Annotated in this window: 23 protein-coding genes; 18 read left to right on the forward strand and 5 right to left on the reverse strand. The window is 46.6% G+C overall.

The features are described 5' to 3' along the window. Positions 1-62: 62 nt before the first annotated feature. The gene (locus PGS38_RS08370; RefSeq protein WP_055219975.1) at positions 63-443 is read right to left on the reverse strand and encodes a DUF3783 domain-containing protein; all 381 of its coding nucleotides are present in this window, start codon (positions 441-443) and stop codon (positions 63-65) included. Between the two features lie 163 nt (positions 444-606). Between PGS38_RS08370 and PGS38_RS08375 the strand changes: the two genes are divergently transcribed. The 6 genes from PGS38_RS08375 to PGS38_RS08400 all read left to right on the forward strand — a co-directional run bounded on the left by PGS38_RS08375 (position 607) and on the right by PGS38_RS08400 (position 7,206). Then, complete coding sequence (locus tag PGS38_RS08375) at positions 607-1,473, forward strand: class I SAM-dependent methyltransferase (protein WP_022461781.1); 867 nt, start codon at positions 607-609, stop codon at positions 1,471-1,473. Positions 1,474-1,691: 218 nt separating this feature from the next. Then, positions 1,692-2,978, forward strand: coding sequence for an aspartate aminotransferase type Ic (locus PGS38_RS08380; RefSeq protein ID WP_118640478.1), 1,287 nt, complete (start codon positions 1,692-1,694; stop codon positions 2,976-2,978). Between the two features lie 130 nt (positions 2,979-3,108). After that, positions 3,109-4,527 (forward strand): L,D-transpeptidase family protein, encoded by a 1,419-nt coding sequence (locus PGS38_RS08385; protein WP_055228034.1) that lies wholly within the window; start codon positions 3,109-3,111, stop codon positions 4,525-4,527. 55 nt (positions 4,528-4,582) lie between these two features. Next, positions 4,583-5,632 carry a D-alanine--D-alanine ligase family protein gene (locus PGS38_RS08390; RefSeq protein ID WP_055228033.1) on the forward strand — a complete coding sequence of 350 codons (1,050 nt, stop codon included), beginning with the start codon at positions 4,583-4,585 and terminating at the stop codon, positions 5,630-5,632. Next, a complete protein-coding gene (locus tag PGS38_RS08395) occupies positions 5,629-7,008 on the forward strand; it encodes a UDP-N-acetylmuramoyl-tripeptide--D-alanyl-D-alanine ligase (protein WP_055228032.1) in 1,380 nt (459 codons plus the stop codon). Before PGS38_RS08390 ends, PGS38_RS08395 begins: the two co-directional genes overlap by 4 nt. A gap of 81 nt (positions 7,009-7,089) precedes the next feature. Then, a complete protein-coding gene (locus PGS38_RS08400; protein WP_226906323.1) occupies positions 7,090-7,206 on the forward strand; it encodes a putative holin-like toxin in 117 nt (38 codons plus the stop codon). Positions 7,207-7,337: 131 nt separating this feature from the next. Here the strand turns inward: PGS38_RS08400 and PGS38_RS08405 are convergent, their stop codons facing one another. After that, positions 7,338-8,069: a lysophospholipid acyltransferase family protein gene (locus PGS38_RS08405; RefSeq protein WP_117804925.1), complete on the reverse strand. Its 732-nt coding sequence runs from the start codon at positions 8,067-8,069 to the stop codon at positions 7,338-7,340. Positions 8,070-8,246: 177 nt separating this feature from the next. Here PGS38_RS08405 and PGS38_RS08410 point away from each other — a divergent pair, with 177 nt between their 5' ends. Then, a complete protein-coding gene (locus tag PGS38_RS08410; protein WP_022461788.1) occupies positions 8,247-8,669 on the forward strand; it encodes a protease complex subunit PrcB family protein in 423 nt (140 codons plus the stop codon). A gap of 15 nt (positions 8,670-8,684) precedes the next feature. After that, the gene (locus PGS38_RS08415) at positions 8,685-10,238 is read left to right on the forward strand and encodes a DUF3794 and LysM peptidoglycan-binding domain-containing protein (protein ID WP_118594866.1); all 1,554 of its coding nucleotides are present in this window, start codon (positions 8,685-8,687) and stop codon (positions 10,236-10,238) included. Positions 10,239-10,316: 78 nt separating this feature from the next. Here PGS38_RS08415 and PGS38_RS08420 read toward each other — a convergent pair whose 3' ends face one another. Then, on the reverse strand, positions 10,317-10,760 hold the full coding sequence (locus PGS38_RS08420) for an ImmA/IrrE family metallo-endopeptidase (protein ID WP_055219960.1): 444 nt from the start codon (positions 10,758-10,760) through the stop codon (positions 10,317-10,319). A gap of 5 nt (positions 10,761-10,765) precedes the next feature. Further along, positions 10,766-11,182 (reverse strand): helix-turn-helix domain-containing protein, encoded by a 417-nt coding sequence (locus tag PGS38_RS08425; RefSeq protein WP_055219958.1) that lies wholly within the window; start codon positions 11,180-11,182, stop codon positions 10,766-10,768. Between the two features lie 249 nt (positions 11,183-11,431). Between PGS38_RS08425 and PGS38_RS08430 the strand changes: the two genes are divergently transcribed. The 10 genes from PGS38_RS08430 to PGS38_RS08475 all read left to right on the forward strand — a co-directional run bounded on the left by PGS38_RS08430 (position 11,432) and on the right by PGS38_RS08475 (position 24,948). Further along, complete coding sequence (locus PGS38_RS08430) at positions 11,432-18,394, forward strand: DNRLRE domain-containing protein (protein ID WP_118640480.1); 6,963 nt, start codon at positions 11,432-11,434, stop codon at positions 18,392-18,394. 81 nt (positions 18,395-18,475) lie between these two features. After that, positions 18,476-18,961, forward strand: coding sequence for a hypothetical protein (locus tag PGS38_RS08435; protein WP_055219954.1), 486 nt, complete (start codon positions 18,476-18,478; stop codon positions 18,959-18,961). 95 nt (positions 18,962-19,056) lie between these two features. Next, positions 19,057-19,476, forward strand: a complete 420-nt coding sequence (locus tag PGS38_RS08440) for a phage holin family protein (RefSeq protein WP_118640481.1) — start codon at positions 19,057-19,059, stop codon at positions 19,474-19,476. Next, complete coding sequence (locus PGS38_RS08445) at positions 19,473-20,192, forward strand: N-acetylmuramoyl-L-alanine amidase (RefSeq protein WP_118640482.1); 720 nt, start codon at positions 19,473-19,475, stop codon at positions 20,190-20,192. Before PGS38_RS08440 ends, PGS38_RS08445 begins: the two co-directional genes overlap by 4 nt. 158 nt (positions 20,193-20,350) lie before the next feature. Further along, on the forward strand, positions 20,351-20,605 hold the full coding sequence (locus tag PGS38_RS08450) for a hypothetical protein (RefSeq protein WP_055219949.1): 255 nt from the start codon (positions 20,351-20,353) through the stop codon (positions 20,603-20,605). 127 nt (positions 20,606-20,732) lie between these two features. After that, positions 20,733-21,215, forward strand: coding sequence for a hypothetical protein (locus tag PGS38_RS08455; RefSeq protein WP_117761627.1), 483 nt, complete (start codon positions 20,733-20,735; stop codon positions 21,213-21,215). 25 nt (positions 21,216-21,240) lie between these two features. After that, the gene (locus PGS38_RS08460; RefSeq protein WP_117804928.1) at positions 21,241-21,726 is read left to right on the forward strand and encodes a hypothetical protein; all 486 of its coding nucleotides are present in this window, start codon (positions 21,241-21,243) and stop codon (positions 21,724-21,726) included. A gap of 91 nt (positions 21,727-21,817) precedes the next feature. Then, complete coding sequence (locus tag PGS38_RS08465; RefSeq protein ID WP_117804929.1) at positions 21,818-22,375, forward strand: hypothetical protein; 558 nt, start codon at positions 21,818-21,820, stop codon at positions 22,373-22,375. A gap of 116 nt (positions 22,376-22,491) precedes the next feature. Further along, positions 22,492-23,841, forward strand: coding sequence for an MATE family efflux transporter (locus tag PGS38_RS08470; protein ID WP_118640483.1), 1,350 nt, complete (start codon positions 22,492-22,494; stop codon positions 23,839-23,841). Between the two features lie 66 nt (positions 23,842-23,907). Further along, positions 23,908-24,948, forward strand: a complete 1,041-nt coding sequence (locus tag PGS38_RS08475; RefSeq protein ID WP_118640484.1) for a YeiH family protein — start codon at positions 23,908-23,910, stop codon at positions 24,946-24,948. A 55-nt stretch (positions 24,949-25,003) separates the two neighbouring features. Here PGS38_RS08475 and PGS38_RS08480 read toward each other — a convergent pair whose 3' ends face one another. Beyond that, the gene (locus PGS38_RS08480) at positions 25,004-25,819 is read right to left on the reverse strand and encodes a Cof-type HAD-IIB family hydrolase (RefSeq protein ID WP_117509860.1); all 816 of its coding nucleotides are present in this window, start codon (positions 25,817-25,819) and stop codon (positions 25,004-25,006) included. Between the last annotated feature and the right edge of the window lie 192 nt (positions 25,820-26,011).

A 26,011-nucleotide genomic window follows, 5' to 3' on the forward strand; every position in this document is an offset into this window, starting at 1 on the left:
CTATTATAGGGAGTGGTGGCATGAAGAAAAAGTTCCAATTCCGGATTTTTTGACCAGACCAGTTATTTCCGGTACGATTTCATTTTTTCGTGTTCTTCTTTTAATTCTCTGTAGAGCTGCAGCGAATTCCACGCCTGGTTCTGCGTTGTGACGATGGCTTTGAGGGCGATCGGCGGCACTTTTTTCCGGCGCATTTCGGTGAGAAAAAGATCGAGTTTCCGCTCGGAAAAGCCGGCCATGACCATCATTGGTTCATCAAATCCGGCGCCGTCATAGGCTTCGGGGGATTCTGCAAATGCTTTATTTCCGGCAAGAAATCCGATCGACTGGAGATACTGTTCCGGTTCCACAATGCGCACGCGGATACCGAGCTTTAAGAGAACCGGCTTTAAAAGCACAGCTGTTTTCGTTCCTTTGATCTGATATAAGAGTACGGTTTCCATGAGAAAAATCCTTTCCACGGGCAGATTTCCGGATCAAATGCGCGGATGCCCAGAACTATGATATAAGAAATGTTTTGGAAAAACAATACTTTTATGGTATCATAGGAACGTACAATTCAGAACACGATAAATTTTGAGATAAAAGAGAAAGGAAACCAATAAAATGTGGATAGCAGATGGATGGAAAGATTATGAAGTGCTGGATACGTCCGGCGGAGAAAAACTGGAGCGGTGGGGAGATTACCTTCTGGTAAGACCAGACCCGCAGGTCATCTGGAACACGAAAAAAGAAAATCCGGGCTGGAAAAAGAAAAACGGTCATTATCACAGAAGCAGCAAGGGCGGCGGAGAATGGGAGTTTTTCCATCTGCCGGAGCAGTGGGAGATCAACTATAAAGACCTGACCTTCCGCCTGAAACCGTTCAGCTTCAAACACACCGGCCTTTTCCCGGAGCAGGCAACGAACTGGGACTGGTTCGGCGATCTGATCCGCCGTGCCAACCGCCCGATTAAAGTGCTGAACCTGTTCGCCTACACGGGAGGCGCAACGCTCGCAGCGGCCGCAGCAGGCGCAAGCGTCACACATGTCGATGCATCCAAAGGCATGGTCAACTGGGCAAAAGAGAACGCTGCCGTGTCCGGCCTTTCGGACAAGCCGATCCGCTGGCTTGTGGATGACTGCACCAAATTTGTCGAGCGCGAGATCCGCAGAGGCAACCACTACGACGCGATCATCATGGACCCGCCGTCCTACGGAAGAGGACCAAAGGGCGAGATCTGGAAAATCGAGGAGTCGATTCATCCGTTCATCAAGCTCTGCACGCAGCTCTTAAGCGATGACCCGCTGTTCTTCCTTGTGAATTCTTACACGACAGGACTTGCACCGGCTGTCCTGACGTACATGATTTCCCTGGAATTAAAACAGTACAAAGGCCACGTAGAAGCACAGGAAATCGGCCTTCCGGTCAAGTCGACCGGCCTTGTTCTGCCGTGCGGTGCATCGGGAAGATGGCAGTCTGACAACGTTTAAAACATCTTTTGGAAGCGGACGTATGTCCGTCATACGAAAAACATTTGGCTGAAATTGCAGGAAATGAAGTATAAAACTGCAAAAAGTGGGATAAAATGCTGAAAAGTGTATAAAACATGCAAGTTCTCCTTGACAGAAACTCATGATCTGGTAAAATGGTCTTTAGTTGAGCAAGAAACCTGAAAAACGGGTAAGGAAAGTACAAGGGAGGACGTTTCATGAAACCGTATATCGAATGGACCAAAGAAGAATTAGTTGCCGAGAAAGCCAGACTGGAGCAGGAATTTGCAGAGGTAAAAGCAAAAGGCCTCAATCTGAATATTTCCAGAGGAAAACCTGCAGCAGCCCAGTTAGATCTCACGGAAGGAATGCTTACCGTTCTCTCGAAAAATGAAGACACCTTCGCAGAAGATGGAACCGACTGCCGGAACTACGGCGTGCTGACCGGTATTCCGGAAGCAAGAAAACTGATCGGAGATATCTGTGAGGTTCCGGCGGAAAACGTCATCGTTTACGGAAACGCCAGCCTTACCATTATGTTTGATACCGTAGCACGTTCGTTCCTGAAGGGCGTTGCAGGCTGCACTCCGTGGAACAAGCTGGACAAAGTAAAATTCCTCTGTCCGGTACCGGGCTATGACCGTCACTTCGGTGTAACCGAGTACTTCGGCGTTGAGATGATCAATGTTCCGATGACGCCGGAAGGACCGGACATGGACATGGTAGAAAAACTCGTTGCAGAAGATGACGCCATCAAGGGAATCTGGTGTGTACCGAAATACTCCAACCCGCAGGGCTACACCTACTCCGATGAGACCGTCAGAAGATTTGCAAACCTGAAACCGGCAGCCAAAGACTTCCGTATTTTCTGGGATAATGCATATATCATCCATCACCTGTATGATGACAGACAGGATCACCTGCTGAACATCATCGAGGAGTGCGAGAAAGCCGGAAATCCGGATATGGTCTATGAGTTCGTATCCACCTCGAAAGTAAGCTATCCGGGAGCCGGAATTGCAGCTCTCATTTCTTCTGAGGCAAACATCAAAGAGGCACAGGAGTACATGAACTTCCAGATCATCGGTCATGATAAACTGAATCAGCTGCGCCATGTAAAATTCTTCCAGAACCTGGACGGCGTGATGAATCAGATGAAAAAGCATGCTGAGATCTTAAGACCGAAATTCGAGGCAATTCTGCAGGTAATGGATCAGGAGCTGAGCGGCCTTGGCATCGCTTCCTGGACAAAACCGAACGGCGGATACTTTATCTCCTTCGATGCGATGGAGGGATGCGCAAAGAAGATCGTTGCAAAGGCAAACGAGGCCGGTCTTACCATGACAGGCGCGGGCGCAACGTATCCATATCACAACGATCCGCAGGATTCCAACATCCGTATTGCACCGTCTTTCCCGACACCGGAAGAGCTGGAAATCGCAGGTCAGGTATTCGTGCTGAGTGTCAAACTGGTCAGCGTGGATAAGATTCTGGAAAGCAAATAACAGATAAGTAAAAATACAAAAGCCGGATTCTCCCGGGGGACACAGTTTTTGTGAACTCTGGTGTGGGAGTTCCGGCTTTTTTCTATTAGAAAGTTAAAAAGAAATTTTCTATGGGACAGAAAGGAAAAACATGAAAAAGAAAGTAATAGGAATTGCCGCAGGAATCATACTCCTTGCGGCCGCAGGCAGTTACGCGGGCGTGGGGCATTACTATGCATCCCACTTTTTCCCGAAAACCGCGATCAACGGACTGAACTGCGCAGGGCTGACCGCAGAGCAGGTCAAAGAGGAAATTCAGAAGCACATTGTGGATTATACACTCAGCATTACCGAGCGCGGTGGAAAAACAGAGACATTAAGCGGCACGGAGATCGGCCTCACGTATGTGGACGACCACGCGGTGGAAAAACTGCTGGAGTCCCAGAATACTCTTGCATGGCCTGCATTCTATTGGAAAGAGAAAGAAAACCAGGTGGCGGCGGACTCTGTCTATGACAAAGAAATGGTGCAGGAAAAACTGCAGACGATGGAAGGGTTTCAGGAAGAACAGCAGGAAGCGCCGACGGATGCGTATCTGACGGATGACGGAACCTCGTACGTTATTGTGCCGGAAACAGAGGGCGAGCAGGTGGACTATGAGAAGGCGGAGCAGGCTGTCATCGAGGCGCTGGATGCCGGAGCGGCGAGCGTGGATCTGGAAGAAAAAGATGTTTACCGGAAACCGGACATTACGCAGGATGATGAAGCACTGAATGGGAAAATGGCGGAACTGAACCACCTGACAGCGGCGCGGATCACGTATGCAATCGGTGAAAACAGCTATGCCATAGACCGGGCGACCTTACAGAGCTGGCTCGTACAGGGGGAGGATGGAACCTACACGATTTCGCAGGACGAAGCGGCAGCTTTTGTGCGCCATATGGCGTATGAGACGGACACCTTCGGGCTGGCGCATACCTTCAAAACGAGTCTTGGCGCGACCATTAACCTGAATGCGGGCGGCGATTACGGCTGGTGCATCGACAAGGAGGAGACGACGCAGGCACTTCTGCAGGCGATCGAGGACGAAACACAGGGAAATCTCGACCCGGTTTACCTCTATACGGCCAATGACCGCTCGGCCAATGATATCGGAAATACATACGTCGAGGTGTGCATTTCCCAGCAGAAAATGTGGTGCTACAAGGATGGCGTTCTGGTGACGGAAACACCGGTCACAACGGGCAATCATGCGACGGGCTATGACACTCCGGCAGGCAGTGTCTGGGCGGTGGATGCGAAAAAAAGTGACTGTGATTTCAAGCTCTATCCGAGCCATGTCATGTTCTGGCTTCCGTTTAACGGCGACGTCGGAATCCACGATGCGAGCTGGCGTACCGAGTACGGCGGGGACATCTATCTGACGAACGGATCCCACGGATGTGTGAATACCCCATACACAGAAGCAGAAAAAGTGTTCAATGCTATTGAAATTGGTGACCCGGTTATCGTATACTATAGCCTGGATGATGTAACCGGGCCGCAGCCTACACAGAAAAACAGCCTGTAGGAAAAACGCTTAAGCATCACAGCAGAAGCACATCAAATAAAGGAGATTTTGATAGATGAAAATAGTAGTATTAGCTGGAGGAACCAGCACGGAACGTTCGGTATCCATTACATCGGGAACTATGGTCTGCAAGGCACTCCGCGAGAAAAACCATCAGGCAGTTCTGGTAGACGTTTTCTGCGGTATCGATGTGAAGGGGAACCTGGAAGATGTATTTGCAGAGGAGGCGTACGATATAGACAAAGCAGCAGAATATATGCACAGCTTTGATGCAGGATTAAACGAAATGATCGAATCCCGCCGCAGATTTTTCGGACCGAACGTACTGGAACTCTGCGAGGCAGCGGATGTTGTTTTCCTTGCCCTGCATGGCGCAAACGGAGAGGACGGAAAGGTACAGGCTACGTTCGATCTGCTCGGCATTCCGTATACCGGAACGGGCTATTTAAGCAGCGCCCTCGCAATGGACAAATCCATCACAAAACAGTTCTTCCGTGCACACCATGTGCCGACCCCGAACGGCGTGACCCTGAAAAAAGGCCAGGAGAGCGAGCCTTTGTCCGGCTTTGGCCTGGAGCTTCCGGTTGTCGTAAAACCGTGCTGCGGCGGTTCCAGTGTCGGTGTCTATATTGCACACACGAACGAAGAATACTGGCAGGCTATGAAGGATGCTTTCTCCTACGAACCGGAGGTTGTCGTTGAGGAGTATATCGAGGGAAGAGAGTTCTCCGTTGGCGTGGTAGACGGAAAGGCTTACCCGATCATCGAGATTGCACCGATCGAAGGCTTCTATGATTACACGAACAAATACAAAGCCGGAGCTACTGTTGATACCTGCCCGGCCGTACTGACGGAGGAGCAGACGAAAGAAATGCAGAAGCACGCAGAGGACGGCGCTGCCGCTCTCGGTATCGAAAACTACTGCCGTCTCGACTTTATGATGCGCAAGGACGGAAGAATGTACTGCCTCGAGGCAAACACCCTTCCGGGCATGACCCCGACCAGCCTTCTGCCGCAGGAGGCACAGGTACTCGGCATTTCCTATCCGGAACTCTGCGAGCTGCTGATCCAGCTTTCTCTCAGAAAAAGAGGTAACAACGCATGAAAAATATGACACTTGCGCACATCACAGAGGTGTGCGGCGGAATCTACTTCGGACCGGAAGAAAAGAAAACAGCGGAAGTCACGGATATCGTGACGGACAGCCGGAAAGCGGGAGAGGGAAGCCTCTTCGTTGCAATTCCGGGTGAGCGTGTGGACGGCCATAAATTTATCCCGAACGTGGCTTCCCAGGGCGCACTTGCTGTCATTTCCGAGCAGAAACTTGAAACACCGCCATGCCCGTATATCCTCGTGAAGGATTCCATGGAGGCCATTAAAGCAATGGCAGAATACTATATGCAGCAGCTCAATATTCCGGTTGTCGGCATTACGGGAAGTGTTGGAAAGACCAGTACAAAGGAGACGATCGCGTCGGTGCTGGCGCAGAAATACCGTGTGCTGAAAACGGATGCGAACTTTAACAATGAGCTGGGACTGTCACTTACTGTTTTCCGCCTGCGCGAGGAGGATGAGATGGCGGTTCTCGAGATGGGAATCGACGATTTCGGCCAGATGCACCGTCTGGCGAAGATCGCGCGCCCGGAGACTGCAGTCATCACGAATATCGGCTGGTGCCATCTGGAAAATCTGAAGACGCGAGATGGTATTTTACAGGCAAAAACCGAGATCTTTGATCATCTGCGTGAGAACGGGCACATTATCATCAATGGGGACGATGATAAGCTGTCTACTGTTGGAACGGTTCACGGCATCAAGCCGGTTCATTTCGGATTGGATGAAAAGAACGAATATTATGCCGATGAGATCGAGAGCCAGGGCTTCCGCGGCATTTCCTGCCGGATTCATACCCCGCAGGGGAGCTTTTCTGCACTGATTCCGATTCCGGGACGCCATATGGTTTACAATGCGCTGGCCGGAACCGCAGTCGGATGCACGTACGGGCTGACGCTGGAGCAGATCAAACAGGGAATCGAGACACTGCAGTCGGTGAGCGGAAGATTCCACATCATCGAGACAGGAAAATACACCGTTGTCGATGACTGCTACAACGCAAACCCGGTTTCGATGAAGGCATCTCTCGATGTTCTGAAAGAGGCGAAGGGAAGAAAAGTGGCTGTACTCGGCGATATGGGCGAGCTTGGAACCGATGAGGCAGCACTTCACGCCGAAGTCGGCACACACGCCGGAACCTGCGGCATTGACGCCCTCTACTGTGCGGGACCGCTCTGCGAGCATCTTGCAAAAGCGGCAAAAGAGGCTGATTCGAAGCTTGAGGTACGCCACTTTGCAGACCGCGAGAGCCTGATGGCAGAACTGCCGAAGCTCTTACAGGACGGCGATCAGATTCTGGTAAAGGCATCGCATTTTATGGAATATGGAAAGATTGTGGAGATGCTTGAAACAGCACAGAAATTATGATAAAATTTTAAACTGGAAAGTACCCATGACAGGGTGGTAGCCTCCCGAGCTAATGAATACATAGGAAGGGAGGTGGCGTAAATGACAGCATACGAAATTATTATGGTTTTTCTGGGAATCTTAGCTTTACTGATTTCCTTCGGAGGCTTCATCATTGCGTTGCTTACCTTTCTCGATAAGAGAAATAAGCGAAAATAAAAATGCCTACCCCGTCGGCAAACGGGATAGGCGGTGTTCGTAAGAACATTTAACCCTTTTCTCGAGAGCATCCACTTTGGAGTGGGTGCTTTCTTTTTATATATTTATTATATCGCAGGGGTCTGGCATTTTCAAGCATTTTCTTTCAATTGTTCTAATAGAATGTTTTTCGTATAATTTCCAATCTCTTTTTTCTCTTCCTTCGTAAGCTCGCCCGGAATGATCGGCTTGCCGTACGTTACGGTAACGTGGGTACCGCGGATCTTCGGGAAATGTGCTTCCAGAATTTCTCTGGATCCGGAAATCGAAAGCGGAATGATCGGGCAGCCGGTTTTCGTTGCCATCTTGAATGAACCGTTGTGGAACTCGCCGAGCTCCAGCTCGCTCTCCGTCTTGCCGCGGGTACCCTCCGGGAAGATACAGATGGAAGTGCCGCTCTTGATCTCCTCACATCCGGAGAGAATCATCTGCAGACCCTGCTTGATGTCGGAACGGTCGAGAAACAGGCAGTGGATGAGTTCCATCCAGTTCTTTAACAGCGGAATGCGTGAAAGCTCTTTTTTTGCGACAAATCCGCAGGAGCCCGGAACCGTTGTGTAGGTTACAAGGATATCAAAATAGCTGCGGTGATTGCCGATGTATAGAACAGCCCGGTCCTTCGGAATATTTTCCTGACCTTTTACGGTGACCTTCGTGCCGGAAAAAAACAGAATTACGCGGAAAATCCAGCGGATCAGCGCACGGCTTACCTTGTCACAGACCTCCGGCTTTTTCTTCCGGATCAGAAGCAGAACAAGAAGCACCGGGATCGACAGAATCAGATACAGAAAAGCGGTCAGAATGACCAGAATAAAACGAATCATGAATCTTTTTCTCCTCTTGGTAAAAATAGTGATATTCAGTTATTGCGTACTTTTCAGTATATGTCATATATGGGGCGGGTTGCAATAACTTTCGTCTTTTTCGGAAAAAGATTTTGCGTCATAGAAGACTGTGGCCCGTCATACAATGGATAGAAAGAGCAGGAAGCGGCGTTTGGAATGATGAAGAAAAAGAGACGGGGAAGAGTTCTTCTGGCGGCGGTGATTCTGATGCTCCTGGCATCGTGCCGGATCACAGATGTGAGCGAGGGCGAGCGGAAAGAACTGTCGTATGCGATTGTAAAGCCGGGCGATTTTCCGCCGGAAATCGATCAGATTTTGCGCAGGAAAAAAGAATCCGCGTTCCAGATGGCGTACGAGAGCGGGGACGATCTCTACATACTGCGCGGCTACGGAAAGCAGAAAAGCGGAGGCTTTTCTATACAGATCGAAGAAGTATCGAAATCGGAAAACGCCGTTTTCGTGCGGACAAAACTCGTCGGACCTGCCGCAAAGGAGGAGCAGAAAGGCGCCGCCTCCTGCCCTTACGTCGTGCTGAAAACGAAAGCGGCGGCGGGAATCTCAGTCGTATTTGAGGATTAGAGTGGGAGGAGCCTTATGGATTTTGTAAAAAAGATTCTGCATCAGATCAGCAGAAAAAGCGAAGCGGTGTCACAGATTACGTTTGATGAGGACTACAATGTGCCGGACGCACGGCCCGATGTGGGGCGGATGATTCAGAAAAAAGGCGAGGTGACGATCGGGGATGTGCAGATTTCGGAAGGAAAAGCGCGTGTATTCGGCGGCCTCGCCTTTCATCTGCTGTACGTCTCCGACGGCGAACGGCGCCGGATCTGCCAGCTCTCCGGCGAGCTTCCGATCGACGAGACGATCCATCTCGATGGTCTGACCGGCGGCGACAAGGTCTGCATCACCTGGGAAGTGGAAGATCTGAACCTGCATCTCATCAACTCGCGGAAGCTGGGCGTGCGCGCGATCGTCACGCTGCACGCGTGGATCGAGGAACTGTGCGACCTTGCCGTGCCGATGGAAATCCGCGGGGAGAGCGACGTCGCGGTAAAAAGGCAGGAATACCGCGTGGTTGAGCTTGCAGTGCAGAAAAAAGATGTGCTGCGTGTCAAAAAGGAGCTTACGATTCCGTCCGGCAAGCCGGAATTGCACGAGATTCTCTGGCAGGATCTGGAAGTGCGCGGTCTCGATCTCCGCTCTGAGGAGGGGCGGGTCAGTGCGCAGGGAGAACTCTTTGTCTTCTGCCTGTACAGCGACGGCGAGGAGGATCACCCGCTGCAGTGGGTGGAGCAGGCGCTCCCGTTCCAGGCAGAAGTGGAATGCCAGGGCTGCATCTCCGAGATGATCCCGCGGATCGAAAGCACACTCGGCCAGACCACACTCGAAATCCAGCCCGATTCCGACGGCGAGGAGCGGGTCCTGCAGGCGGAGGCCGTACTCGAACTTGACATCTGTCTGTATCAGGAAGAAACCGTATCACTTCTGCAGGACGTTTACCATCCGCACCGAGAATGCATTCCAAAAGTGCAGGAGGAGACTTTGGAGAGCCTTCTGATCCGCAATTCCTCCAAATGCCGCCTGACCGACAAACTGCAGATGCGCGTGCCGAAAAATAAAATTCTGCAGATTTGCCACAGCGACGGCAAAATCAAGATCGACGAGGAAAGAAACGTAGAAAACGGCATCGAAGTAACCGGTGTGGTGGAACTCAGGGCGCTCTATGTCGTGAGCGACGATGAAATGCCATTCTACGCCGCCGAAACCGCCCTCCCTTTCCGCCACACCATCGAAGTCCCGGAAATCGGACCGGACTGCCGCTACGAACTCCAGTCCTCCATTGACCAGCTCTCCACAACCATGCCGGACAGCAGCGACATCGAAGCCAAAGTCGTACTGAACCTGAACGCCCTCGTATTCCGCCGTAGAAAAGAGATGGTAATGCAGTACGTCGAAGAAAAAGACCGAGATCCGGAAGAACTGCAAAGCCTCCCGGGCATCACCTGCTACTTCGTCAAGCCGGGGGATACCCTGTGGGATATCGCAAAGAAATTTTATACGACAACGGAAAAAATTCGGGAACTGAACGACCTTAAAACCGAAAATCTTACGCCGATGCAGCAGCTTTTAGTAGAGCGGGTATAGTAGGAAAAGACAGCCTCCTGCCTTAAGAATGGAGTCAATCCATCAGGCAGGAAGCTGTCTTTTTGTGAGTTAACGAAATTACAATATTTTGATATGAGAAGCTTTTAAATCAATCAATCTTTGCGCATAGCCCGTAATCCGTGATATCTGCTCTGAGGTATAGCCCGCAGAAAGATATTCTGAGAAAGTGTCATCAGGCAGGAGCAGCTCAATGGCAAAGGTATCAGCTTCGGTTTCATATTCTGCCGTTTTTAAATGAGTTCTGGTATCCATAAAGATGGCATTTGCCTTTTTATGGAGAAACAAATGCCCAAGTTCGTGTGCCAGAACCAGTGTGCGCTCCTGCTCGGAAAGAGTTTCATCGAGATAGATGATATGGTTTCTCTGAAAATACTGATAAAAACCACGGACTCCGCTTAAAGGAGCATCCACGAGAATCACATTCAGTCCACGGACAATTTCAAAAGGATTCCGTGACTGGAATCGGTGAGCGATCTGATTCGCTCTTTTTTTTATGTCCATAGACATCAGTCCTTTTTATATTTTTTCGGTGTGTATTTTTCTTTGTTCTTCTTTTTTGCGAGTTCCATACCGATCTGCATTGCCGAAAGAATGGAATCGATGGCTTCCGGGGAAGCGGGATCGCCGTCAAACATCAGCCCCTCCTGAGAAAGAAGCTGTTCTTTGGTGCGGGCGAGGATTTTTTCAATATCCCGTTCGTCACGGGAAGTCAGTACCGGATCTGGTGCAGGTTCCTCTCCGTACATCAGATATTGAGGGGAAAGACTCAGATAGTCGGCAATTTTGGAAAGACGCTCAGCGGGGAAGGATCCTTTTTTTAGCTGACCGACATAACCGTTGGAAAACCCAAGGTCTTTTTCCAGCTTCGATATTGGAATTTTCCGCTCTTTACAGATTTGCTTTACACGTTCTACGCAGTTCATAACATACCTCCAATAAAAAAAATAGATAAAAGCCTAAAAAATGTATTGACAAAATAGAGAATACTCTATATAATGAGATCAAATTTAGAGAAAAACCTAAAGATAGAGAAGATTATATTTCTATATTAGAGTTTCCATAGAGAAAAGTCAATAGGTGATTCTCTAAATTTAGAACTTTATCAGAAGCGCGCAGATAAAGTATTTACGAAACCAGAAACAATACAGGATGAAGAAAAAGGAGAAATTAAAATGAGTCAGAAAACAGATCGCGTAATCGCGGAAATTTTACAGAAACGAGACCGTTTTACCAAAAACTTCCGAACAGAAAATCATGGCGGTGCAGCCGTCATTTACGGATACCCGGTTCATTATAAAGAAGGAGAAGAGTGGAAGGAAATTGATAACAGACTGGAAAAAACAGAAAACGGTTATCAGAACCATGCATCCCGGGTAAAAGTCCATTTTGCAGAAAGCAGTAATGCAAATGAAATGGTTACTATTGAAAAAACGGGAAGAAAACTGAGCTGGGGATTTCTGGCAGAAAAGCAGAAAAAACAGAACATCCGAAGCCAGGCGGCAGTACAGGCACAGAAGCGTGAAGCTGTATTTCAGCCGGAAAATCTCTATCCGACAGAAGAAGGAATGCAGAACAGAGCCGCAGTGCAGAAAACAGAAGAAAAAAGCGTGGAGCAGGAAAATCAGGAAAAAATGAGTGTTCCGGGTCTTGTGGCTGCCGGACATTATGCAGAGATTGCAGAGAATGTAGATCTCGAATACAAAATCATCGGAGAACAGGTAAAAGAAAACCTGATCTTAAAATCGGTAAAAGCAGCAGCTCTTGAATATTCGTTTTCCCTGCAGTTCCCGGGGATGATGATTGTCATTCGGGAAGACGGAGGAATTGACCTGATTGATGAAGAAACAGAAGAAGTTTTTTATTATTTTGCCCCGCCGTGTATGTACGATGCAGCCGGAAATTATTCGGAACAGGTACACTATGAACTGGAAACCGATGCGGAGCAGCATTGCAGTATTTTAAGCGTCGTACCGGATCAGACATGGCTTCAGGACGAAAACCGAGTATATCCGGTTGTGATTGATCCATCGGCAGAAACCTCGAAAACAAATAGGGCAATTGACGATACGTTTGTCCGAGAAAAAAGTCCGGACAGCGCGGTGGTAGCTTCTTATGGTTCTTTTACCGTAGGCCATAACCGGGAATATGGAAAATGCCGTTCTTTCCTGAAATTTACCAGCTTGCCTGCAATGGAACCTGGAGCGGTTATCTACGATGCAAAAATCTATGTATGGCAGTACCGGTATTCTTCGGACAGCAACCAGCCGTTTTTTATTACCGCCCATAAAGTAACGGGAGGATGGAATCCGGGATCAACCACATGGAACAATCAGCCGGCATATCAGTCGAATGTACTGGATTACTGCAGTGTAAAGCAGGTACAGTCCGGTAATACAATTACCGTTACACCGTGCGGATTCAACGTAACAAAACTGGTGCGTGAGTGGTACAACACAGGGGTAAATCATGGAATTGTTATCACGGCACAGAATGAGACACCATATCAGGAAGCCGTTTTCATTTCTTCTGATTATCCATCCAATAACTCTTATGGAATTACTTCCGAGTATTTCCCGCAAGGAATCTTTTATTACCGTAGTACAACAGGACTCGAGGACTATTACAGCTACCATGAGCAGGATGCCGGACGCGCAGGCCATGGCTATGTTAATGACTTCAATGGAAACCTTGTATGGGTGCATGAAGATGCGTCAACCAGCGGTGGGCTGCTGCCGATTCATATCCGTCATGTGTATAATCTGTCAGAACGGAGTAAAAACAACCGTATGGGAAAAGGCTGGAGAATGAACTTCATCCAGGAAATGGAAGCCACAGGAAACGCAAACTTCCCGTATGTCTACACAGATGGAGACGGAACCCGACATTACTTTTATAAAGACACAGCGGATGGAAATAAATTAAAGGATGAAGATGGCTTTGGATATGAGCTGACGCAGACAAGTTCTTCTGACGGAGATTCTTATTACATCATGAAGGACAAAAACGGCTGGGAATATGCGTTTGGTCAGGACAAATACATGCGGAGTATCAAGGATTCCAACGGAAATCTGCAGAAAGCGCAGTATGGTCCGTCCACAGCAGGTAACTATCTGGCATATCTGATTGATCCTACCGGTGCAAGAATGGACTTCAGATATGGAAAAGATAATAATCTGGGCAATCTGAATGCGAATGGAAGAAGCATTTATTTTTCCTATGACAGTGCAGGACATCTGACCAGAATTAGTTATCCGGATAATAAAAGTACGGAATTTTTCTACGATGGAGATATTCTGGTGAGCGTACAGAATAATGATGGGCGACAGATTTCATATAAGTACCAGGATGACTGCGGAGTAAAACGAGTGTCAGAAGTTTTTGAACATACAGGACCACAGAATGGGCAGAGAATGAAAATTTCCTATCGAAATGGAAATACTACGGTGTTTGAAACACAGGGATTGGATGGAGAAATCAGTCGGACAGGTGATAATCGAAAGTTTACCTACCACTTTGACAATTTCGGCTGCCCGGCGGATGTGTCGGATGAAGATGGTGCTGCAAACAGTTATCAGTTTTTACGGGAAGGACGAAAGAATAACAAGCTGAGCATGACAGGAACTTTACAGAAAGCCGTCAGGAACCGAATGGATCCAGAACCATTTTTATTACAGTGGAATCAGATTAACACAGGAAATGAAAATGCAGTTATTGGATTTAGAGCGTTAGGGGGATTCCCTTCGGGAACTTTTTGTACAATAAATAAAGATACCGTAAATGGTAGATATGGATACTCTAAAACGTATACGTTAGAAAAAGGAACTTATACTTTTTCCTGTTATGTTAAGGTTGAAAAATGTGTACCAGATCCGGAGAAAAAGCGTTCCGAATGCGGTGCCGGAATTTTACTTTCTTCCGGAAATACAGAGAAAATGGATCTGGTAACAGAGGTGAAAGATACAGATTCGGATGAATGGACTCGTGTATCGGTAACTATTACGATTGCATCTCAGACGGAGGTAACTACCGCGTTTTTCTTGGATAATATGCAGGGATGGGCTTGTTTTTCCTGTTTCCAGTTGGAAAAATCAATGGCAGCAAACAAATTTAACATGCTGCACGATGCATTTTTCGAAGATACATTTGACACAACAGGGGAATATGGCTGGAAATTAAGTCAGGGAGAAAGTGCAGACCAGATTGTAACAGATTCAGTTAAAGGTAAATGTGCAAGATTACGAGGTAACTTGTCCAAAGATAAGAGCCTGATGCAAACCGTAAAGGTGAGCGGAAAAGAAGGCGATGTATTTGTGCTCGGATGCAGTGTGAAAGCAGACGCCATTCCGGGCCGAACCTTCCGTGTTCGTGCAGTGGTTCATTTTACCGACAAAACAACGACAGAGACAATTGTGAACTGCAATCCGTATGTGACAGAGTGGCAGTTTGTCAATGGCGTAATCCTGACCAGGAAAGATGGTTCCACAACAAATAAGACCTACGAATCCATTCAGATCTATCTCGAATACCAGAAACAGCAGAATGATGCATTCTTTACCGGCTTACAGCTGATCCGTGATGATGCGGAAAGTTACGTGTATGATGCAAATGGAAATATTGTAAGTGCCAAGACAGCAGCGGAGCAGAATGCATTTATCTGCAACAAAACAGACCTGCTTTCCAAAATGGTTAAAGTGACCGGCTCTTCGTTTGAGTATGAATATGATGGAAAGAAAAATATGACAGCGGCAAGAAATTCAGAGGGAGTTCAGTACCGTTATACCTATGATAACAAGGGAAATCCGCAGGACGTAGTGATTCATCATGACAGGGTAAGTACGTCGGTAATGGCTGGCAGAAGTTATTATATTCGCCACAGAAAATCTGGTAAGTATATCGATGTAAAAGATGCATCTAATAAAGATGGAGCAGCAGTTCAGCAGTATGAGTTTTCGGGAAGTTCGGAGCAGAAATGGCGTATTGAGGATGCCGGAGAAGGATATATTATTTTCAAAGCATTTGACGGAAATGAGACATATGTACTGGATATCGGAACGGATGCAAATGGGGCAAAGGCGAAGTTAGCTGCATACGCAAACAAAGATTCACAGAAATTTCGTATCAAACCAGTAGGAGAAGGAATGTATTTGATCACAAGTAAAATTTCTAAGGACAAAAAAGCGATTGATCTTCCGAGAGCACAGCTTGATAATTCGATTCAGTTACAGATTTGGGATCAGTCAGAAACACATCCGAATCAGCAGTGGTATTTTGAGCCTGTTGCATATGAACGAAAGAGTGACCAGCCGATTTCCGGCGGGATTTATATGATGCGTCTTGGATACAGTGGACAGTATATGCAGGTAAATGGAACAACAGCGGGATCAACAGTTGTTCAGAATCGGTATTTAGGAAAAGAAGCACAGATGTTTCTGATTCATGGAGATGAAACAGGTGGATTTTTCCTGGAACCGGCCAATGCAGAGGGAAAAGCACTTTCTATGGCTTCGGATGGAACACTCACGCTGCAGGTGAAAAATACATCGGACAGCAAACAGAAATTCTGGTTTGAAGTGAGTGAAGAGGATAAAAATAATTATTGCATCAAACAGAACAGCCGGTATTTTATGATTCCAAGTCTCTCACATGAAGAGAATACAGCAATTAACGGAGCATATCCAACAGTAGAAGCCATGAGTCCACAGGAATTTATTTTGGAGAAATGCAGCGAACGTATGACGGCGCAGTATACCTACACGGCAACCGGCCGAAATGTAAAAACACTGACAGATGCCAGAGGATTTGTAACAACAAACGAATACGACAGCAAAGAACGCCTGCTGACGGGAGTTACCGATGCAAAAGGGAATAAGGTAACGTATACGTATGATACCAAGAATGACCTTCTGACCGGTGCGACGGCTTCTGATGGAACAAATACGGTAAAACTGGGTTATACGTATGATGAAGGTGACCGGTTAAAAACGATTGCCCACAATGGATTCGAGTATACCTATGAATATGATTTCCTCGGAAATCAGACCAGAATTCTGGCAGGCGGAAATGCACTGGAAGAATACGATTATCTTCCGTCGGACGGACCGCTCAGCGAAGTAAAGTATGCGACAGGAGAAGTGCTGAAAAACAGCTATGACAAGTACGAGCAGATCGTGGAGCAGAAGTGGAATGGAACGACAGTCTTCCGAAATATCTATGATGACTATGGAAATGTATTTTACCATGAGGATCTGGAAAACGACAGAAAGATTTTCTTTGACTATGACATGATCCAGAGAATGGCAGGATACCGCACAACAGATGGAGAAACGGCGCGCATTCAGTATGACAACAAGAACAGACGCACAGGCATGGTACATCAGATTGATGACAGCAAAATTTCAACATCGTGCGTATTTGGAGAGGTTGGAAAAGCACAGGCACCGGATGTGATTTATCAGATCAAGGTAAATGATGCAGTCAAAATTTCGTATACCTTTGACACGTTATGTCGTGTTACCAGAAAAACCATTCATCTGAAGGACAAAACATATCCGGTCGACTATACCTTTGTGCCGGGAAGAAAAGCGGGAATTACAACCTTGCTTCTCAAAGAAATCAACAATAACGGAAAGAAACTGTCCTTTGTTTATGATGCTGTGGGAAATATTGTTACGATTTCCGAGAATGGTGTTCAGAAAGTAAAATATACGTATAATGCTTTGAGTGAACTGACCCGTGTGGATTCTGCATGGGAAAATAAGAGTATTACGTATACCTACGATGCCGGAATGAATATGACGTCCAGAAAAGAGTATTCCTATACAACGGGAGCACTGGGCAATGCGGTAAAGACAGATCTGTTTACCTACCGTGCTTCAGGATGGAAAGATCAGCTTATTTCCTATAATGGCAGCAGCATTTCCTATGATGCGGTCGGCAACATTACAGCTTATCAGGGAAGAACACTGACCTGGTACAGAGGAAGCCTGCTGCAGAGTCTGACCTTAAACGGAAAGAAAGCAGTTTACCATTACGACAGCGAAGGACACAGAGTCCAGTGGAAAGACCTGAACGGAATCAGCCATAAGAACTACTGGTGCGGAAACAAACTGATGGGAACGAAGTATGGAGATGTACTGGTTCAGTTTGTTTACGGTGCGGATAAATCCCCGCTGATGCTGAAAAAGGGAGAAAAAGAGTATTATTACTTGTACAACAGCCAGAATGATGTCATAGGACTGATTGACAGCGATGGAAAACAGGTAGTAAACTATTCTTACGATGCATGGGGAAAACAGACTGGTCTGACCGATATCAGCGGAGAAAATATCGGAAAACTAAACCCATTCCGTTATCGTGCTTACTGCTACGATGACGATACCAAACTCTATGTCACCGCCAGCCGTTATTATGATCCGGAATTGTGCAGATTCCTTTGTGCGGACAACTTTGATGCTGTAAAAGCGAAAATGTTTAGCATGAATGGAAAGAACCTTTATGTGTACTGTTGCAACAATCCGGTGAATGCGGTAGATGATGATGGTGATTTTGGAATTTTAATGCTGGCATTCCCAGGAATCGATCCCAGAAAAGTAGCATGGAATATCTTAAAAGATGTATTTGTATATGCGGTACAGTGCGGAATGGCGAATGAGAAAGTAACCTTAGAAGGAATTGCAGAGGTGGCCATAGAAAGTGCAATCAGTAGTGTTTTGGGAGATAGCCAAGGAATTATCTTTTCAGTAGTAGTAAGTGGTTTGAAAGGAGGATATTTAGAGTATCAGGAATCAGGAGATATGGCAAGAGCAATGGGGGCAGGATTTTACGATGCTATAATGACCTTGTTAGAACCTAAAACGTATAACGCATATGTAAAAAATGAAACTATTGAGAATGCATTGGGTGCTTTTACAGACTTTTTTCAGTCTCCATTACTGAGCTATCCCAAAAGCGGTGTTTTGGATGGAGTGTTTGGAAAACCCAAGAAACAGGCAAATAAAAATGGATCAACACTTAAGAAAAACAGCAACATCAACTTTAGTACAAAAAAAGTTGGGGGGAAAAAGAAGAACTGGCAGAGTAATAAGCCTGCAATTTCCAGAAAAATGCAAAATATAGGACTTCCAGCGCTTAGATAGAAAAGTTTTAAGATGCCTTTGCGCGAAGAAAAATAGTTTTGTACAAAGGCAAAGCGTAAGAAATAACGAGGAGAAGATTGTATGAAAGTAGTATGGGGAAAATTTGGTACCGGCGTAGACCTGATTGTGTGTGCTATTAGTAGTTATTGGTGGGTGAGCCTGTGGGTAAATGAAAAAGATGCGTTCCACGCCTATTCATTAAAAACAAGTATCATAGTGTTTCTAGGAATAATGTTCTTTTTAAGCATAGCAGCTTATGGAACTGTGACATTTCTACTAAAACGAATTTATATTTATGAATGGGGAATAATGTTATCTTTTTGGGGCTATGAAAAAAAGATAGAATGGGAAGATTTTACTGTGATACAAAGATACAATGATCATTTTTTCTTCAACATATCGAAACAGAAAGATGACAGTTTGTTCTGGTGTACCTATCACCCATTTACCAGTATCATGATATTCGACAAGTTCCGCGGACCGGGCTGGGGAATCATACCGCTCAGCGCCGACGAATTTTGTGAACTCCTCACTTCATACGGTGTCAAGTATACGGAAAGTAAATAACATACAAAAAGAGTGGAAGTGGCCGTAAGATCCACGAATTACCAGCCACTTCCCTTTTTATATGCAAATTTAGAAAAAGAAAGAAGGAAATGCCAATGAAATCAATTTATCGCACGATCCTTGCCGTAGCAGGCAGCTTCCTTGCGGCACAGTTTGGAGGCTGGGATGCTGCGCTGGAAACGCTGGTCTGCTTCATGGCAATTGACTGGATCACAGGAGGTGTTCTGCTTCCTGTTGTTTTTAAAAAGAGTCCGAAATCTGAAAACGGAACGTTGGAGAGCCGTGCGGGATGGAAAGGGCTTTGCAGAAAAGGGATGATGCTGTTCTTTGTGCTGGTCGCGGAAAAACTGGATCAGCTCACACAGACGAATTACCTGCGGGATGCCGTCTGCATTGGATTTATTTTAAATGAAGCGGTTTCGATCTTGGAAAATGCAGGGCTGATGGGTGTGAAAATCCCTGAGGTTCTGCGGTCAAGGATTGATGTGCTGAGAAAGGAGGAGCAGAGTAAATGAGGGTTGACAGAAGCTATTGTAGCAACCAGAATACATGGTCGGAAAATCATCCGCAGTGTATTGTGGTACACAATACAGACAATTTTGCCGCCGGAGCCGATGCCCGCGCGCATGCAAGAGCGCAGTACCAGGGAAATTTTCAGATTATGTCGGCGCATTATTACGTAGATGACGGGGAGATCGCTTATCAGGCTGCGCCGCACAGCAGAGGATGCTGGCATGTCGGGAGAAATTATGGAAGTAAAAATCTATTCGGCAGATATGGAAACCGGAACAGCATCGCGGTTGAGATGTGCGTGCAGAAAGGATATGATTACGAAACCGCATTTTTACATACGGTGGAGCTGGTGAAAAACCTGATGAACGGGACGGGGATTCCATCAGATGCAGTTTACCGGCATTACGACATCTGCAGCAAAAACTGCCCGTCCCAGATTCAGAAGCGGGGAGACTGGGAGCGGTTCCAGCGTCTGATTCGGGAAACAGAAGACGGCAGTGAGAAAAGTGAATACAATCCCGGCATCTACCGTGTAACAGACCCGGCGCTCAACATCCGCACAGGTCCCGGAGTAGAATACCCGGTGGTGGGAGTCATCAAAGACCAGGGAAGCTATACGATCACAGAAATCAGAAACAAAAGCTGGGGCAGACTGCTGTCGGGAGCGGGATGGATCAACTGCCATAAAGCATATTGTTTTTACGGGGGAAGAGTATAAAATCCCATCTTTGCAAAACGATGTCATCGGACGGATTGACAGCGATGGAAAGCAGGGAGTAAACTATTCTTACGATGCAGGGGGAGAACTGGTAAATACCATGGATACAAGTGGTGCGAATATTGCACAGTCGAAAGAAATAACGAGGAGAAAATTGTATGAAAGTAATATGGGGAAAATTTGGTACAGGTGTAGATTTGATTCTGTGTGTTATTATTAATTACTATGTGGTGAGTATATGGGTAAATGGAAAAGATGAGTTCCATGCATATTCATTAAAAACAAGTATTATATTTCTAATAGAGGTAATGCTCGTTTTAAATATGGGGAAAACAGACCGGTCTGACCGATACCAGCGGAGAAAATATCGGAAAGCTCAATCCATTCCGCTATCGTGCTTACTGCTACGATGACGACACCAAGCTCTATGTCACCGCCAGCCGCTATTACGATCTGGAATTGTGCAGATTCCTTTGCGCAGACAACTTTGATGTTGTAAAAGCGGAAATGTTCAAAAAGTTAAATTAGTAGGTGGCAAATATGAAGGCAGGATATCGTAAATTTTATAAATATTTTAGTATATTGGTATTTATGGGCTGCGGATACCTTATGCTGAATTTTTGGGAAGAGGGAAAAGGTCAAATTAGTTCTTATAACATGCAAGATAAAGCACTTATGATATTGTGGTTTATGATTTATACTTTTGGTACGGCTGCTGGAATTATAAATACTTTAACCAGTATTTACATTTATGAATGGGGAATGCAGATCTCATTTTTGAAATATAAGAAAAAAATCGAATGGGAAGAATTTTCTGTTATACGAAGATATCATAATCATTTTTTCTTCAATATGTCAAAACAAAAAGATGCAGGTCCGTATTGGGCAATGTTTCATCCCTTTACCAGTTTTGTAATATTCGATAATTCGCGAAATCGTTCTGTTCATACCATGCCGCTTAACGCCGACGAATTTTGTGAACTGCTCACTTCATATGGTGTTCAGTACACGGAAAGAAAATAAAGATCGAAGGAATTAAAGAGAAAATATGAGAGCAGGATATCGTAAGTTTTTTATGTTTGCACAAGTTGCTACATTAATAGGCATCGGGTATCTTATGACAAGATTTTGGGAAGATGCAAAAAAACAATGTGAATTATATAATTTGCCTCAAAAGCTTTGGGTAATATTTGGAATAATGTTTATTTGTGGGATAGTGTCATGGGGAAGTGTAGATGCTTTAACACGTATTTACATCCATAAGTGGGGAATGGAACTTGCCTTTTTGGGATATAAGAAAAAAATTGTATGGGAGGATTTTTCCGTTATACAAAGATATAAAAATCATTTTTTCTTTAACGTATCAAAACAAAAAGATAGTGGTCTGTTTTTTTCAACATATCATCCATTTACTAGCTTTGTGATATTTGATAAGTCACAATTTAGTTGTGTCCGTACTATGCCAATCAGTGCCGACGAATTTTGTGATCTCCTCACTTCATACGGTGTCAAGTATAAGGAAAATAAAGCATGAGAAGAGTGGAAGTGATCGGATTTCTGTTGTTTTTACGGGGGAAAGAGAGTAGTATAATACATGTATAATTACAGCTTTGGAGGAAAAACAGTTGCTTGACTGGATCAATGTTTTTAAAGTAAACCGGAAAATTAAATCCCGTCTCTGGCCGTGGATTAAGATTATTTTGAGTATTATTCTTTTCTTTGCGGTATTTTACGGAGATATCTATGTTCACATTTTGGATAAAACAAAGACGGGGCGAATCGTGGAAGCGCTGATTCTGGTTGTGTTTTCGTTTCTGGACTATCTGATCTGCTTTATTTCTGTAGCCGAAATGGACTGCCTGAAGGACAGGCGGTATGCGGCGGCGAAAGAGAGTGGTGAATTTTATACGGTTTCTGAAATAGAAAGTTCCCTGTTCAACTATGTGCCGCGTACCTATACAATTTATTACCGGAGAGGAAGCAGAAGACTTACTTTCGGTGTGCGCACAAGAACGACAGGAAATCCGCTGGAAATGGGCGGCAGAGAATATTTCATAGGACCGACAGGAAAGCGCGAGCAGATTGTGAAAGACCTCGATACGCTGATGAAAGAAGTAAAAAAATACGCAAGATTTGACAAAGTCCTGGTACAGACAATCAATGGAGAACCGGTAAAGAGATAATGCCGGTTCTTCTTGCTTTTACGTAAAAATGCAGGTAAGATAAAAACAGCATAAGTGTAATACACATGCGTAAAAACTCATCAACGGAGAAGGTATGAAAATGGAGGAAACAAAAGATGAATTATCTGAAGGAACGGGATGGTGACCTGTTCTCCAATGCGGATCTGAAACAGCTGATTGTGCCGCTTCTGATTGAACAGCTTCTTGCCATCGCAGTCGGCATGGCGGATTCAATTATGGTATCCAGTGTCGGCGAGGCGGCGGTGTCGAGTGTGTCGCTGATTGATACGATCTTTATTCTGCTGATCAACATGTTCACCGCGATTGCAACCGGCGGAGCCGTCGTGTGCGGCCAGTATATCGGAAAGAAGCGGCCGCATAAAGCATGTGAGGCAGCTGACCAGCTTCTGCTGGTGACAACGGCGCTGTCAGTTGTGATCATGGCGGCGGTCTATCTTTTAAAGCCGTTTATTCTACATGTTGTGTTTGGAAACATTACGGCAGAGGTAGAAAGAAACTGCAATATTTATCTGATGATCGTAGCGGCCTCCATTCCGTTTCTGGCGGTTTACAACGGCTGTGCGGCCATTTTCCGTGCGCAGGGTGATTCGAAAACGCCGATGAAAATATCCATCGTCATGAACCTGATCAATATTTCGGGAAATGCGCTTCTGGTCTATGCGCTGAAATTCGGCGTGGACGGCGTTGCGATTCCGACGCTGCTTTCACGTATGTACGCGGCTGCGGCAGCATTTGTTCTCGTACATAATAAGCGGTATCCAGTGCGGTGCTCTTATCCGGTGAAATTAAAACCGGATTTCCATATGCTGAAAAAAATCCTTGGCATCGGCATTCCGAACGGCCTCGAGAACAGTATGTTCCAGCTCGGCAAAATTATGGTCTTAAGTATGATCACACAGTTCGGAACAGCGTCGATCGCGGCAAATGCCGTGTCCAACACGATTGCTGTCTTCCAGACACTGCCCGGTATGGCGATCGGAAATGCAGTGCTGACCGTAAGCGCACAGTGCGCGGGAGCGGGAGACTATGAGCAGGTAAAATACTATGCGAAAAAGCTGCACATCATCATTTATGGCATGATGATCGTCTGCTGTCTCGGTGTCATCGCGGCACTTCCGGCGGTGCTTCACGTTTACAGTCTGTCTGCGGAGGCAACAGCCATGACGGAAGATATCATCGTTTACCACGGCATCTGCTGTATGATAATCTGGCCAATTGCCTTCAATCTGCCGAATGTACTCCGCGCGTCCAATGATGTGGCATTTTGCATGATTCTCTCGATTCTTTCCATGTGGATCTGCAGAATCGGCATGAGCTATGTGCTCGGTGTGCGTATGGGATTCGGCGTCTTCGGTGTCTGGGTCGCCATGACGATGGACTGGGTTGTTCGTGCCATTTTCTTTGTCCTTCGCTATCGAAGCGGGAAGTGGCAGCATCAGACGTGATGAAAAATACGGAATGTTTTGGGGAGAGAGAAAGAAAAAACGATACATCTGGAGGAAGTTATTATTATGAAAAACGCAAAGAAACTGATTCCCGGAGCGGCGATTGCGCTGGTGATTGCCGTTGCGGCGAAATTCCTGGAAAGCCTGGAGGAGAGCGCCGGCCTGCACTTTATCGGAGCGTCGGTCATCGCCATGTTTATCGGTATGATTGTGAACGCCTTTTACAAGCCGAACAGCGTGACGGCGCCGGGAATTAAATTTACATCGAAGAAGATCCTGAAATTTGCGATTATTCTGCTCGGTGCGAGCCTGAATATCCGCACGGTGCTGACGGTCGGAAGATTTTCCCTGACGGTTATGGTATTTACCCTGGCAACGTGCTTCGGCCTTGGCGCACTGATCGGAAAAGCAATGGGACTGAACTGGAAGACGAGCAGCCTCATCAACGCCGGCACGGGTATCTGCGGCGGTTCCGCGATCGCGGCAATCGCGCCGGTCATCGAGGCAACCGATATGGACATTGCCTATGGCCTCTCCGCAACGTTTTTATTTGATACGGTCATGATTGTCGTATTCCCGATCCTCGGTCACTGGATGGGCCTTTCGGATGCCGCGTTTGGCCTCTGGGCCGGAACTGCGGTCAACGATACCTCAAGCGTCGTTGCCACCGGTTACGCATTCAGCGAGGTTGCCGGTGATTTCGCCACCATGGTAAAACTGACGCGAACCCTCGCCATTATCCCGGCTGTCCTGGCATTCGCCGCAATCAACGTACATCTGAAGCGAAAAGCACAGGCAGCAGAAGGAACCGCCGTAAAGGTAAGCATCAAATCCATTTTTCCATGGTTTATCTTAGGCTTTCTCGCCATGTCAGCACTGACCTCCTTAGGTCTTATCCCGGCAGGCACAGCAGCCGCATTAAAAACCATCAGCAAATTTCTGATGGTGGCCGCCCTTGCGGCCATCGGCCTGAACACCGATTTCAAATCCCTCTGCCGCTCCGGCGCAAAGCCGATGCTGCACGGATTCATCATTTCGCTGCTGGTAGTCCTGGTAGCGATTGCAGTCGAATTTGCGATCGGCATTGCGCCGCATGGGGTACTGTAAAGAAACAGAGAATTAAAAATCCAGGCATCCGTATAGGATGCCTGGATTTTTTAAATCAAAACGGGTTTGTCGTTTCCTTCAAAAACGTTTTCAAAACCTGCAGCACCCCGTTCTCCCAGTACGGCGGGCAGGTGTGTTTTGCTGAGGCGATGACTTCCGCTCGGGCGTTGGAGACGGCGTAGCTTTCGCCAGCGTTCTGAAGCATCTCGATGTCGTTCAGGTTGTCGCCGAAGCAGCAGACTTCGTCTGGGGTAAGGCCAAAGTAGTTCATCAGAAATGAGAGACCGGTCCATTTGCTGACGCCGCGGGCGTTGCAGTCCAACCATTCCTTACCGGCGACAGCGAGTTTTGCCTGATGATTCCACGCCGGGATGAAATTTGGGGAGCAAAGCTCTTCACAGGAGGTTGGATGGTAGATTGTGAATTTGATAATGTCCTCGTTTTCTACCTTCGATAGATCCGGTACTTCGCGGACATCGAAGCCGTAGGAGTCGCGGAGCCAGTGAAACATGCGGCTTCCGGCATCTTCGGCGAGGCAGTAGTCCGGGGTGGCGGCAAAGCAGTCGCAGGACGGAAGTTCGTCGTGTACCATGCGGCACATGGATTTCCAGAGTGCCGTTTCCATCGGATATGTTTTCAGAATCTTTTCCGGTGTGCGCACGACAGTTCCGCCATCGGAGATGTAGAGCAGGCGGTCCTTGATCGGAGCGAAAAGCTTCTGTTCACTGGAAAACTGGCGGCCGGAACAGACAACAAAATGGATGCCCTGGTCGACAAGCCTGGAAACAACAGTCATATATTCCGGGTCGATCAGAAGTGTGCCGTCTTTGACGAGCGTTCCATCGACATCGGTTGCAATCAACTTTATCATAATAGAAAATCTCCTTATCTTGTCACAGAAAAAATTCAAACTATAGCAAGACCAGAAAATAACGCAAAAAAGGCAGTGCTGCAGGGCGCGAATTACAAGGAACGGATTTGAAGGCGTACCGGGGTACGACGAAAATCCGTGACGCAGTAATTCACGTTCTGCAGTGCTGAATTTTTTGCATTATTTTCTGGG

The organism is Fusicatenibacter saccharivorans, from assembly GCF_027667425.1.
Taxonomy (GTDB): Bacteria; Bacillota; Clostridia; order Lachnospirales; family Lachnospiraceae; genus Fusicatenibacter; species Fusicatenibacter saccharivorans.